We start from the raw sequence: 12,752 nt of genomic DNA, 5'->3' as shown, positions 1-12,752 counted from the left end.
GCGACCCATGGCAAAAACCATCGTCGTCAAGCAGATCGGCTCCCCGATCCGCCGCCCCGCCGAACAGCGCGCAACCCTGATCGGCCTGGGCCTGAACAAGATGAACCGCACCCGCGAGCTGGAGGACACTCCTTCGGTCCGCGGCATGGTCAACAAGATCCCGCATCTGGTTGAGATCATCGAAGAGCGCGGCTAAGCGCAGTCTCTTTCGCGAATTGAAAGGCCCCCGAAGATTCGGGGGCTTTTTTCGTGTTTGCGATTGTGTTTGTCCGCTTTGAGCCCATAGCGTACCAACCTCCGCATTGGTAATAGGGGTAAACTTATTCGGGATGATACCGCTTTGAATTTTCGAACCCTATTGGTGGCTCTAGGAACAACGTGCTCCACCATGCCCGCGTTTGCGGAATGCTTTGATACGCCAACATGGCATGACGAACCTCTTACACAGTCATTTTTGGACGGTTTGGGCGATGGCACGGAGCAAGACGTTAGGCGGGCCAGCTTGAATATGTTGCTTATGTCTAAAGAACCCGCCCACGAACAGCGGGATGAGTTACAGCGTCTTTTGATGCGTACGGCTTTATTGCAGTTCGATGGCGATAAAGGGGCACTAAGAAAGAAACTACAAGACGGGTCGCTTTACGATGTCATTCAACTCATTGATTTTTCCCGCTCAAACCCCAGAGACCAAAGCAGGATCATCGCAGCTTACTGGCTGAACGGGTGCGTCGAGAAAGCGCTGGAATTACTTGCCGCAACACCTAACTCACTAATAAGCCAATACTATATGCCGATTGCAGTCGGAGATTCCGAACTACTTCACACCTTCGCACAACGTCTTGAGCCGGACGGATACCAACAAAGAAGACTGCTTACTTTTGCAAAGCTGCTTGAGAGCCCAGAATCCAAAGAGGAAACACTTCAAGAGTTTTTGGAATATCTGATTTCGGAAACGAAAGATGGTGATATCAACGATACGATTGATGGCGTTGGGCTACAGCTTGCTCTGGACGTCGCCCAAGGCCAACCGCCGAACTTGGAATTGTTTCCGATTGAAACGAGCTATGAACCTGACGAGATACAACTCAATGGAATGCGGTTCGCTGCCTTTGTTGCATGGATGAATGCACCCGGGTTTTGCGATGCGACTTGGAAGACGGCTTTTGTCCTCTTAGGCACATCTGCCGAAAGTATGCCGTTGAATCGCGAACTACTTGAAGCCTCAGTGATTAGGTGCCTAAAAAATCAAGACGTGTGAAATCCGACGGAGTCAAGGTCGGTTTTGTCCGCAAAGTGGACATACGTTGCATTCAGAGTAGCCTGCGTACTCCCGCTTGCCATTCCCCCACCGCATATCGGCTAGACCAAAACGCGCGTTGTTAGCGATATCGAACACTCCTATCTGAGCCTTGTCCACAAAGGAACAAATGGAAACGCCCGGGGAATACGCCTCGGAACAGAAAGGAAATTAGATATGGCACATACAGCAACACTGACACATGGCGGATTCAACCTGAGCGCTCGTATTGCGAGCTTTGTTGAGCGCGTAAAAGAAAACCGCGCTCGGGCTGCAGAATACAGCCGCACCTATCGCGAACTGCAAAGCCTGAGCAATCGCGAGCTGGACGATATCGGCGTTCGCCGTTGTGATATCGCAGATATTGCACGCGACCACGCATATTGCGTGTAACACCCCAACCACTCACCGTTGAAGAGGCGCCATTTCGGCGCCTCTTTTGGTTTTTGTCGCCAAGACACAACAAACCTTGCAACCAAAGCCGCAACGCTGTAGAGCGCTCCGGTGGATTTCCGTCCACGAGAATCAAAATCAAGAAATGCCGTGTTTGGCCCATCACGCTTCGGGGGTCACATCCGGCTTAGGAGAAGCGAAATGAAACTGAACGAATTGCGCGACAATCCTGGCGCCGCACCTAAACGCACCCGCGTTGGCCGTGGTCCCGGTTCTGGCAAAGGTAAAATGGGTGGCCGTGGTATCAAAGGCCAGAAATCCCGTTCGGGTGTGGCCATCAATGGCTACGAAGGCGGCCAGATGCCGCTGTACCAGCGCCTGCCCAAGCGTGGCTTCAACAAGCCGAACCGCAAGGCATTCGCCGTTATCAATCTGGGCCTGATCCAGAAATTCGTCGACGCTGGCAAGCTGGACGCCAAGGCTGCGATCACCGAGGACGCTCTGGTTGCGTCGGGTCTGGTCCGCCGCAAGCTGGACGGTGTCCGCGTTCTGGCCAAAGGTGAAATCACGGCCAAAGTGAACCTGGAAGTCACCGGTGCTTCGAAATCTGCTGTTGAAGCGGTTGAGAAAGCGGGCGGCTCACTGACGGTCACAAAAGCTGCTGCGGCAGAGTAAGCGCTTGTGAGCGGGCCAAGACCCGCTTACATAGACCTCAGAGTTTTCCAAGACGCCGCCCGAGCCGGAAAACGGTTCCGGGCGGTGTTTTCATAAGAGAGACCGATTTATGGTATCAGCAGCAGAACAAATGGCAGCCAACACAAGCTGGGCTGCTTTGGGCAAAGCCACCGATCTGCGCAACCGCATCCTGTTCACGCTGGGTTTGTTGATCGTCTATCGTCTGGGCACCTTCATTCCGGTCCCAGGTATCGACGGGCAAGCCCTGCGTGAGTTCATGGAGCAAGCGGGGCAGGGCATCGGCGGCATGGTTTCGATGTTCACCGGCGGGGCGCTGGGGCGGATGGGTATCTTTGCCCTCGGCATCATGCCCTATATCTCGGCCTCGATCATCGTGCAGCTGCTGACATCGATGGTTCCCGCGCTCGAACAGCTCAAGAAAGAGGGCGAGCAAGGGCGCAAGAAGATCAACCAATACACCCGTTTCGGAACTGTGGCTCTGGCCACCGTTCAGGCTTATGGTCTGGCGGTTTCGTTGGAATCGGGCGATCTTGCGACCGATCCGGGCATGTTCTTCCGTATGTCGACCATGATCACTTTGGTCGGCGGCACCATGTTCCTGATGTGGCTGGGCGAGCAGATCACCGCACGCGGCATCGGCAATGGTATCTCTCTGATCATCTTCGTTGGCATTATCGCCGAGGTTCCCGCCGCTCTGGCGCAGTTCTTCGCTTCGGGCCGCAGCGGTGCAATCAGCCCCGCCGTGATCGTGGGTGTGATCATCATGGTCATCGCCGTGATCACCTTTGTGGTTTTCATGGAGCGGGCCCTGCGCAAGATCCATATCCAATACCCGCGCCGTCAGGCTGGTATGAAAGTCTACGAAGGCGGCTCCAGCCACCTGCCGGTCAAAGTGAACCCGGCGGGTGTGATCCCTGCGATCTTTGCAAGCTCGCTGCTGTTGCTGCCGGTAACGATCTCAACCTTCTCGTCGGGCGCCACAAATGGCCCGGTGATGTCGTGGCTGCTGGCCAACTTCGGCCCCGGACAGCCGCTTTATCTGCTGTTCTTCGCTTCGATGATCGTGTTCTTCGCCTATTTCTACACGTTCAACGTGTCGTTCAAGCCGGACGATGTGGCGGACAACCTGAAAAAGCAGAACGGTTTTGTACCGGGTATCCGTCCGGGCAAGAAAACCGCCGAGTATCTGGAATACGTGGTCAACCGCGTGCTGGTTCTGGGTTCGGCCTATCTGGCGGCCGTTTGTCTGCTGCCTGAAATCCTGCGGGGCCAGTTTGCTATCCCGTTCTATTTCGGTGGTACCTCGGTTCTGATTATCGTCTCTGTGACCATGGACACGATCCAACAGGTCCAGAGCCACCTGCTGGCGCATCAATACGAAGGGCTGATTGAAAAGTCCCAGCTGCGCGGCAAAGGCAAGAAACGCGGCAGAAAGGGAGCTGCTCGTCGATGAACATCATTCTTCTCGGCCCCCCGGGGGCAGGCAAAGGAACGCAGGCGCGTCACCTGGTTGAAACCCGCGGTATGGTGCAACTCAGCACCGGAGACATGCTGCGCGAGGCGAAAACCTCGGGCACGGAAATGGGCCAGAAGGTTGCTGCGATCATGGACGCGGGCAAGCTGGTCACCGATGAGATCGTGATCGGCTTGATCGAAGAGAAACTGACCACCGAAAAAGGTGCCGGTTTCATCTTTGACGGCTTCCCCCGGACGCTGGCGCAGGCCGACGCGTTGTCGGCTCTGCTGACCAAGCTGGGCCAGTCGCTGCATACGGTGATCGAGATGCGAGTGGACGATGACGCGCTGGTGGACCGGATCACGGCGCGGTCAACCTGCGGCGGATGTGGTGAGGTCTACAACGACAACACAAAGCCGATTCCTGCGGATGGCAAATGCACCAATTGTGGCAAGGAAAATGACTTCGTCCGTCGCGCCGACGATAACGAAGACAGCCTTCGTACGCGCCTGATGGAATACTACAAGAAGACCTCGCCGCTGATTGGCTATTACTACGCCAAAGGCGATCTGCGTCCGGTGAACGGGCTGGCGGATATCAAGGAAGTCACCGCGTCGATCGAGGCGGTTCTAGGCTGATATCAATATGGGCTTGACGGCACCGCCAAAAGCCCATATCGACCCCCATCCCTATAGGGAATCAAGATCGCATGCGGGATTCGTCCCAATTGCCCCGACCACCTAGAATAATACTGGACCCTCTGGCGTCACTGCCACGGTCAAGTGTTGTGAAAAAAGGTTCCGGAGTTACGGAACCGCAACAAAAAGGAAAGTGACACGTGGCACGTATTGCCGGCGTAAACATCCCGACTGCAAAGCGGGTACCAATCGCCCTCACATATATCACCGGTATCGGAAACACCTCGGCCAAAGCGATCTGCGAAGCCGTAGGCATTGAAGCGCACCGTCGCGTCAATGAACTGTCCGACGCCGAAGTTCTGGCCATCCGCGAGCACATCGATGCAAACTTCACCGTCGAAGGTGACCTGCGTCGTGAAGTTCAGATGAACGTCAAGCGCCTGATGGACCTTGGCTGCTATCGCGGTCTGCGTCACCGCCGCAACCTGCCGGTTCGCGGTCAGCGTACCCACACCAATGCTCGTACCCGCAAAGGCCCCGCAAAGGCCATTGCCGGTAAGAAGAAATAAGGGAGGGTCTGACCGATGGCACGTGATAAGACTCGCGTTAAGCGCAAAGAGCGTAAGAACATCGCATCGGGCGTTGCCCATGTGAACTCGACCTTCAACAACACCAAGATCCTGATATCGGACGTACAGGGCAACGCCATTTCGTGGTCGTCTGCCGGTACCATGGGCTTCAAAGGATCGCGGAAATCGACACCCTACGCCGCACAGATGGCTGCAGAAGATGCAGGCAAGAAGGCGCAGGAACATGGCGTCAAGACGCTGGAAGTCGAAGTTCAGGGCCCCGGTTCGGGTCGTGAATCGGCTCTGCGTGCGCTGGCTGCAGTGGGCTTCAACATCACGTCGATCCGCGACGTGACCCCGATTGCTCACAACGGCTGCCGTCCGCCGAAGCGTCGTCGCGTCTAAGCGATTTTGAATTAGGCTGGGGCTGTGTTTTTGCACGGCCCCAGCACGTCATTTTGAACCTCGGGCGTCTGCACCTTGTTGGTCATGGGGCGCGGACAGGAATGGAGGGATTACATGATCCATAAGAATTGGGCAGAATTGATCAAGCCGACCCAGCTTGACGGCAAGCCGGGCAACGATCCCGCACGTCAGGCAACCCTGGTTGCAGAACCGCTGGAACGTGGCTTTGGTCTGACCCTGGGCAACGCGCTGCGCCGCGTTCTGATGAGCTCGCTGCAAGGCGCGGCCATCACCAGCGTTCAGATCGATAACGTCCTGCACGAGTTCTCCTCGGTCGCGGGCGTACGTGAAGACGTCACCGACATCATCCTGAACCTCAAAGGCGTTTCACTGCGCATGGAAGTCGAAGGGCCCAAGCGCCTGTCGATCAATGCCAAAGGCCCCGCAGTTGTCACCGCTGGCGACATCAGCGAAAGCGCTGGCATCGAGGTTCTGAACCGCGATCACGTCATCTGCCACCTGGATGATGGCGCTGACCTGTTCATGGAACTGACCGTCAACACCGGCAAAGGTTACGTTTCGGCTGAGAAGAACAAGCCCGAAGACGCACCCATCGGCCTGATCCCGATCGACGCGATCTATTCGCCGGTCAAAAAGGTTGCCTATGACGTTCAGCCGACCCGTGAAGGTCAGGTTCTGGACTATGACAAGCTGACCCTGAAGATCGACACCGACGGTTCGATCACGCCGGAAGACGCGCTGGCATTTGCCGCACGCATCCTGCAGGATCAGCTGTCAATCTTCGTCAATTTCGACGAGCCGGAATCGGCTGGCCGCCAGGACGAAGACGATGGTCTGGAGTTCAACCCGCTGCTGCTGAAGAAAGTGGACGAGCTGGAACTGTCGGTCCGTTCGGCAAACTGCCTGAAGAACGACAACATCGTTTACATCGGCGATCTGATTCAGAAGACCGAAGCCGAGATGCTGCGCACTCCGAACTTCGGCCGCAAGTCGCTGAACGAGATCAAGGAAGTGCTGTCCGGCATGGGTCTGCACCTCGGCATGGATGTCGAGGACTGGCCGCCTGACAACATCGAAGATCTGGCCAAGAAATTCGAAGACGCGTTCTAAGCGCGTCTTCACAAATGCCCGGGCTGCCGGGGACCATATGGGCACTTCCGCCCCAAGGAGAGCCGGTGACACGCATCGCCGGCCAGACAAAGCAAAACGCGAAAGAAGGAACTAGAAAATGCGTCACGCACGTGGTTATCGCCGCCTGAACCGTACTCATGAGCACCGCAAAGCTCTGTTTGCGAACATGGCTGGCTCGCTCATCGAGCATGAGCAAATCAAAACAACTCTGCCCAAGGCAAAAGAACTGCGCCCGATCGTTGAAAAACTGATCACTCTGGGCAAGCGCGGCGACCTGCACGCCCGCCGTCAGGCCGCAGCACAGCTGAAAGAAGACAAAGACGTCGCCAAGCTGTTCGAAGTTCTGGGCCCTCGTTACGCCGAGCGTCAGGGCGGTTATGTCCGTATCCTAAAAGCTGGCTTCCGCTATGGCGACATGGCACCGATGGCGATCATCGAATTCGTTGACCGCGACATCGACGCCAAAGGCGCAGCTGACAAAGCTCGTGTTGCCGCTGAAGAGGCCGCAGACGAAGAATAAGCCTTGGCTATATCTGAGTTTCAGCCCCCGCGTCGCAGACGCGGGGGTTTTCTTTTGCTCCGTGTGACAATCCAAGGCGGTCTAAATTTAATTGCTTTCGGCTTTCAAAATACCATCCGCCGACGCTCCCGCGGACAAATTGGCGTCAGAGAAATCCTCTGTCTCTGGCAGTTCCAGATGAAGAGACGACGTGTGATCGATTTCGATCTTTCCCCGGGTCAATGTGTAATCAAGTACGTGCCCACCGGTGGTCCGGTCGTCAGAGATGAAATGCAAGTGGTAACCCGGTACGCCGATCCCGACTGCGTAGTCAGGGCAGCGGAACCCGAGAATAGTTCCCTCCACGTTTTCCAATTCAAACTCGGCCTGCGTTTTGACCACTTCCAGCAAAGGTTTGTATGGCCGTTCCTGTTTCAACACGTTTCGATACCTAATGTGTTTGATCAATCCGGTGAAACGAACCGCATAAAACAGGTTCTTTGCATCGGCCATGTCATCCAAACCCTCCTCGAAACCGGATTTGTTAATCGGAGAATCCAACGCGAGCGAAATCGTTGGTTCAAAGTCAATGACGGCTGCGTATGGTGTCAGCGCGCCGTTATCCGCAATTGTCGCTTTGCCTTCCCCATCCAGGCGATAAGCGACACCATCCAGCACCACCATTTCTCCGTCCAGGGCGTTGAAGGTACCGAGACCGAAATCTCCGTGTTCCAGCAGCTGACCGATGGAAACAGTCCCGTCATAGACTCCCTGCATGACTGCACTCAGTAGTGAGGCCTGGTAATACTCGTGGGCGTGCTCTTCCCGCACAAAGCTCTTATTTTGATGATGAGAGGCAAGGGCCGTTGCAAAGGTCAATTCCCGGTCTTTGTGCATGGTCGTTCCCTCTGATTGGATTCAGCGCCAAGTCCAACACATAGCACAATTCCCTGTGAAACTTTTGCAACGCTTTGCGAAGCCATAATGCTGAAGCTGTGTATTTGTGCGAATAGCGCAAAAGAAAGCACTAGGTCCTCAGCATTGTCGAAGGCAGCGGGTTATGTCGCTTGCAATCTTTGCATCGGCCCCGCATATCCGGTTGGCGATATTGCCGGAGGCCGATGATGCTAAGACTATTGTGTTCCCTAGTATTGCTGATGGGCGCAATACCGGCAGCCGCAGAGACGCAGGTACCAAAAAGCCAGACCGAAATCGGCCTCGGGTTCGCCCCTGTCGTAAAGCAGGCTGCCCCGGCGGTTGTGAACATCTACGCCAAGATTGTGCGCGAAGGGCGGGCAAATCCGCTGTTTTCTGACCCGTTCTTTCAGGACTTCTTTGGCGGTGGATTTGGGACGCCACGCCCCCGTGTGCAGAATTCGCTGGGCTCTGGCGTGATCCTCACTGGTGATGGGTATGTGGTGTCAAACTACCACGTTGTGGGGATGGCATCGGAAATTCAGGTCGTGACTACCGACCGTCGTGAATTCACTGCCGAAGTCGTTCTGGGTGACAAAGAAAGCGACATTGCAATCTTGCGGCTGAATGAGGCAAGCGATCTGCCGTTCCTGCAGATGCGCGATTCCGATCAGGTTGAAGTAGGAGAGCTGACGCTGGCGATTGGCAACCCCTTCGGCGTTGGCCAAACTGTTTCGTCAGGTATTATTTCAGGGCTGGCGCGCACAGGAACCGCAACCGGAAACGCAAGAGGGTACTTCATTCAAACCGATGCGGCGATCAACCCGGGCAATTCCGGTGGCGCACTGATCGACGTAAATGGTGATCTGATTGGTATCAATACTTCAATCCTGACCCGCTCAGGCGGGTCGAACGGTATCGGCTTTGCCATTCCGGCCAATTTGGTGGCCGAATTCCTGCGGCAGGCGCAGTCTGGCAACGAAAGCTTCGTAAGTCCTTGGGCAGGAATGGCCGGTCAACACATGAGCGCGGATATAGCCGAGTCTCTGGGTATGGCCATCCCTCTCGGTGTGGTGATTTCTGACTTACATGAACTGAGTCCGCTGGCAGAAGCGGGTCTGCGGGTCGGGGACGTTGTCACTCATGTCGACGGAGACGAGGTGAATTCTCCGGCCGAGATGAAATTTCGCATGGCTGTTGCCGGGGTAGGTGGAAAGTCGGTCCTGACTCGGCTGCGGGGCGGAGACCGCTCGGATATTGAAGTGGCGCTGATCAAACCGCCTGAAACGCCTGCGGCGGATGAGACTACGCTGGACGAGGATACGGTCATGCCAGGTCTGATCGTTTCGGGCGTAAATCCGGCGGTGATCGTAAAGCTTGGCTTGTCGCTGTCTCAGACCGGCGTCGTGGTGGTTGATCCGAGCCGCTATGGCGGCCGCGCAGGATTGCGTGTGGGCGATGTCGTAAAAGGTATCAACGGAACCAGAACCGAGACACCGGAGGATATCGTTCAGGCCCTGACCGATCCAGGTCGCCGGGTACAGATGGAGATTGAGCGGGGAAGCCGGTTAATCTCATTGCGGTTTCGGTTGTGATCCGTGAGTGATTTGTTCGATACCGGTTCTGCGGAACCAACCGCGTCGCCGCACCGGCCGCTTGCGGATCGCTTGCGCCCACAATCCCTGTCTGAGGTGATCGGGCAAGAGCAGGTGTTGGGGCCGGATGCGCCGCTGGGGGTCATGCTGGCCTCGGGTAGCTTGTCCAGCCTGATCTTCTGGGGCCCGCCTGGCGTAGGAAAGACAACCATTGCCCGGTTGCTGGCGCAGGAAACCGATCTGCATTTCGTACAGATCAGCGCGATCTTCACCGGTATCCCGGATCTGAAGAAGGTGTTCGAGGCTGCTAAAATCCGGCGACAAAACGGACAGGGCACTTTGCTGTTCGTTGACGAGATCCACCGCTTCAACAAGGCGCAGCAGGACGGGTTCTTGCCGCATATGGAGGACGGTACGATCCTGCTGGTTGGCGCAACCACAGAAAACCCCTCATTCGAACTGAATGCTGCTGTTCTCAGCCGGTCTCAGGTGCTGGTACTGGAGCGCCTTAGCCTCGCCGATCTTGAGCGACTGACACAACGCGCCGAGAAAGAGCTGGACCGGGCTCTGCCCCTGACGCCTGCTGCCCGAGAAGCGTTGCAGGAGATGGCGGATGGTGACGGCCGGGCGCTGCTGAACCTGGTCGAGCAGGTTGCCGCCTGGAAAGTGGATACCGCTTTGGACCCGGATGCATTGTCGACGCGCCTGATGCGCCGGGCTGCGAAATACGACAAATCGGGGGATGAGCATTACAATCTGATCTCGGCCCTGCACAAATCGGTGCGCGGATCGGATCCCGACGCGGCGCTCTATTGGTTTGCGCGGATGCTGACCGGCGGCGAAGACCCGCGCTATCTGGCGCGCAGGATCACGCGGATGGCGGTCGAGGATATCGGTTTGGCCGATCCTCAGGCACAGTCGATCTGTCTGCACAGTTGGGAGACCTACGAACGGCTGGGCTCGCCCGAGGGCGAGTTGGCGCTGGCACAGGCGGTGGTCTACCTCGCGCTCGCTCCGAAATCGAACGGGGCTTATGTGGGCTATAAAGCGGCGATGCGTCTGGCCAAGCAATCAGGCAGCGAACCGCCACCCAAACATATCCTGAACGCGCCGACATCACTGATGAAAGATCAGGGGTATGGCGCAGGTTACGCCTATGACCACGATGCCGAGGATGGGTTTTCGGGTCAGAACTATTTCCCCGATGATATGAAGCGCCCGGTTCTCTATCAGCCGGTCGAGCGTGGGTTCGAGCGCGAGCTGAAAAAACGGCTGGAGTATTTTGCCAAGCTGAGGACGCAGCGCAATCCGGGGTAGGCTTGACTCTGCACCTTATGCGCGCGACAGACGCGCATGATTTCTAAGGCACTGAAACAAGCACAATCCGGGCGGATCGGCCGTGCGGAACAAGGGGCAATGGCATGAGCGGCGTACAGATGATCACCGTAGCAGAGGGCGATGGCGACCAGCGGCTGGATCGTTGGCTGCGCCGCCTGTTTCCTCATGTCAGCCAGGGCCGGATCGAGAAGATGTGCCGCAAGGGTGAACTGCGCGTAGATGGCAGTCGGGTCAAAGCTTCGACGCGGCTAGAGGCCGGGCAGTCTGTGCGCGTGCCGCCGCTGCCAGACGCCGACCATAAGCCCGCTGTCGTAAAGCATCGTGTTTCGGACGCTGACGCAAAGATGATCCAGTCTTGCGTGATTTATAAAGACGATCACGTGCTCGCGCTGCACAAGCCGCATGGCTTGCCAGTTCAGGGTGGCAGCGGTCAAACCCGCCATGTGGACAGCCTGTCCGAAGCGTTGCGCTTTGGGTATGACGAGAACCCGCGCCTTGTGCATCGTTTGGATAAGGACACATCTGGCGTTCTGCTGATGGCCCGTACGCGCGAGGCCGCCAAAGGGCTGACGGCAGCCTTCCGGCACCGAAACACCCAAAAGATCTATTGGGCGCTGGTAGCTGGTGTTCCAACTCCGTACCTGGGCGAAATCAAGACCGGGCTGGTCAAGGCACCGGGGCATGGTAAGCATGGCGAAGGCGAGAAGATGATCGCTGTTCATCCGAGCGAGGTGAACGATACGCCCGGCGCAAAACGCGCGCATACGCTCTATGCAACGCTCTATCGCGTTGCAGGGCGAGCCGCCTGGGTTGCGATGGAGCCGGTGACTGGGCGAACTCATCAGCTGCGTGCGCATATGGCTGCGATCGGCCATCCGATAATAGGCGATGGAAAATACGGTGGCTCGGGTCAGGAAAACCTCGGCGATGGCTGGGGCGCGCAGTTGGGAGGTATCATCAGCAAAAAGCTGCACCTCCACGCCCGCAGCCTGTCCTTTGAACACCCGATGACCCGCAAACCCATCTCGCTTACGGCGCCTTTACCGGATCATATGAAACACAGCTGGGATACGCTGGGCTGGACCGAAGACCTCGCTGCAGATGATCCGTTTGAGGAGTTGCGATGAACGCCCCATTGCGGCTGGTCCTGTTTGATGTGGATGGCACTCTGGTCGATAGTCAGGGTGCCATTGTTTCGGCAATGACCGCCTGTTTTCAGGCGCAGTCACTGCCGGTCCCGGATCGTGACGCGATCCTGTCCATCGTCGGTTTATCTCTGCCCCATGCAATGGCGCGTCTGGCAGCAGATCAGTCCGAACGGATACAAGACGCATTGGTTGACGGTTATAAGCAGGCCTATCACGCGCAAAGGTTGGAGCAGGGCGCCGCAAGCTCGCCGCTTTATCCCGGTGCGCGCCAAGTGATTGACGCTCTTCACGCTCAGCCCGAGGTACTTTTGGGAGTGGCCACAGGCAAGTCTCAGCGTGGGCTTGATGCGCTGCTTGAAGGGCATGGGTTGCAGCAGCATTTTATTACTCGTCAGGTTGCAGATCACCACCCGTCCAAGCCGCACCCGTCGATGATAGAAACAGCTTTGGCTGAAACGGGCGTGCCGGCTGCGCAAGCCGTCATGGTGGGCGACACCAGCTTTGACATGGATATGGCCGCAGCCGCGCGGGTTGCCGGGATCGGTGTCAGCTGGGGTTATCACGATCGTCGGGTACTGACGGCTGCGACACATGTGATCGAAACATTCGAAGAATTGCCAGGCGCACTGGCCAAGATCTGGGGCTAAAGAG

General features: G+C 56.9%; 15 protein-coding genes. 14 read left to right on the top strand and 1 reads right to left on the bottom strand.

Going from position 1 to position 12,752, the window contains the following annotated elements:
• Nucleotides 1–7: 7 nt before the first annotated feature.
• From rpmD to rplQ, 10 genes are all read left to right on the top strand, one after another.
• On the top strand, nucleotides 8–196 hold the full coding sequence (gene rpmD / locus ACR0NM_RS16745) for a 50S ribosomal protein L30 (RefSeq protein ID WP_039538297.1): 189 nt from the start codon (nucleotides 8–10) through the stop codon (nucleotides 194–196).
• A 192-nt stretch (nucleotides 197–388) separates the two neighbouring features.
• On the top strand, nucleotides 389–1,258 hold the full coding sequence (locus tag ACR0NM_RS16740) for a hypothetical protein (protein ID WP_480615781.1): 870 nt from the start codon (nucleotides 389–391) through the stop codon (nucleotides 1,256–1,258).
• Nucleotides 1,259–1,474: 216 nt separating this feature from the next.
• A complete protein-coding gene (locus ACR0NM_RS16735) occupies nucleotides 1,475–1,690 on the top strand; it encodes a DUF1127 domain-containing protein (RefSeq protein ID WP_480615779.1) in 216 nt (71 codons plus the stop codon).
• Nucleotides 1,691–1,891: 201 nt separating this feature from the next.
• Nucleotides 1,892–2,365, top strand: coding sequence for a 50S ribosomal protein L15 (rplO, locus tag ACR0NM_RS16730; protein WP_170567425.1), 474 nt, complete (start codon nucleotides 1,892–1,894; stop codon nucleotides 2,363–2,365).
• Nucleotides 2,366–2,474: 109 nt separating this feature from the next.
• Nucleotides 2,475–3,839 (top strand): preprotein translocase subunit SecY, encoded by a 1,365-nt coding sequence (secY, locus tag ACR0NM_RS16725; RefSeq protein WP_170392890.1) that lies wholly within the window; start codon nucleotides 2,475–2,477, stop codon nucleotides 3,837–3,839.
• Nucleotides 3,836–4,480 carry an adenylate kinase gene (locus ACR0NM_RS16720; protein ID WP_170424551.1) on the top strand — a complete coding sequence of 215 codons (645 nt, stop codon included), beginning with the start codon at nucleotides 3,836–3,838 and terminating at the stop codon, nucleotides 4,478–4,480. The genes secY and ACR0NM_RS16720 overlap by 4 nt, the downstream gene beginning before the upstream one ends.
• A 200-nt stretch (nucleotides 4,481–4,680) precedes the next feature.
• Nucleotides 4,681–5,049 (top strand): 30S ribosomal protein S13, encoded by a 369-nt coding sequence (gene rpsM, locus ACR0NM_RS16715; protein ID WP_008757392.1) that lies wholly within the window; start codon nucleotides 4,681–4,683, stop codon nucleotides 5,047–5,049.
• Nucleotides 5,050–5,064: 15 nt separating this feature from the next.
• Entirely contained in the window at nucleotides 5,065–5,454 is a 390-nt protein-coding gene (rpsK, locus tag ACR0NM_RS16710; protein WP_008757289.1) for a 30S ribosomal protein S11, read from the top strand.
• Nucleotides 5,455–5,568: 114 nt separating this feature from the next.
• The gene (locus ACR0NM_RS16705; protein ID WP_010437127.1) at nucleotides 5,569–6,585 is read left to right on the top strand and encodes a DNA-directed RNA polymerase subunit alpha; all 1,017 of its coding nucleotides are present in this window, start codon (nucleotides 5,569–5,571) and stop codon (nucleotides 6,583–6,585) included.
• A 118-nt stretch (nucleotides 6,586–6,703) separates the two neighbouring features.
• Nucleotides 6,704–7,126 carry a 50S ribosomal protein L17 gene (rplQ, locus tag ACR0NM_RS16700; protein WP_170392888.1) on the top strand — a complete coding sequence of 141 codons (423 nt, stop codon included), beginning with the start codon at nucleotides 6,704–6,706 and terminating at the stop codon, nucleotides 7,124–7,126.
• Between the two features lie 87 nt (nucleotides 7,127–7,213).
• Here rplQ and budA read toward each other — a convergent pair whose 3' ends face one another.
• On the bottom strand, nucleotides 7,214–8,002 hold the full coding sequence (budA, locus tag ACR0NM_RS16695; RefSeq protein ID WP_170424553.1) for an acetolactate decarboxylase: 789 nt from the start codon (nucleotides 8,000–8,002) through the stop codon (nucleotides 7,214–7,216).
• A gap of 227 nt (nucleotides 8,003–8,229) precedes the next feature.
• Between budA and ACR0NM_RS16690 the strand changes: the two genes are divergently transcribed.
• The 4 genes from ACR0NM_RS16690 (at nucleotide 8,230) to ACR0NM_RS16675 (ending at nucleotide 12,748) form a co-directional block, all read left to right on the top strand.
• Nucleotides 8,230–9,615 (top strand): trypsin-like peptidase domain-containing protein, encoded by a 1,386-nt coding sequence (locus ACR0NM_RS16690; protein WP_480615777.1) that lies wholly within the window; start codon nucleotides 8,230–8,232, stop codon nucleotides 9,613–9,615.
• 3 nt (nucleotides 9,616–9,618) lie between these two features.
• The gene (locus ACR0NM_RS16685) at nucleotides 9,619–10,932 is read left to right on the top strand and encodes a replication-associated recombination protein A (protein ID WP_480615775.1); all 1,314 of its coding nucleotides are present in this window, start codon (nucleotides 9,619–9,621) and stop codon (nucleotides 10,930–10,932) included.
• Between the two features lie 104 nt (nucleotides 10,933–11,036).
• A complete protein-coding gene (locus ACR0NM_RS16680) occupies nucleotides 11,037–12,080 on the top strand; it encodes an RluA family pseudouridine synthase (RefSeq protein WP_480615773.1) in 1,044 nt (347 codons plus the stop codon).
• A complete protein-coding gene (locus tag ACR0NM_RS16675; RefSeq protein ID WP_480615771.1) occupies nucleotides 12,077–12,748 on the top strand; it encodes an HAD-IA family hydrolase in 672 nt (223 codons plus the stop codon). Before ACR0NM_RS16680 ends, ACR0NM_RS16675 begins: the two co-directional genes overlap by 4 nt.
• The last annotated feature ends 4 nt before the right edge of the window (nucleotides 12,749–12,752 follow it).

It is taken from the genome of Ruegeria sp. AF2 (genome assembly GCF_056542025.1).
The sequence above is the reverse complement of the archived record's forward strand: the minus strand, read 5'-3'. Positions and strand labels throughout refer to the sequence as shown.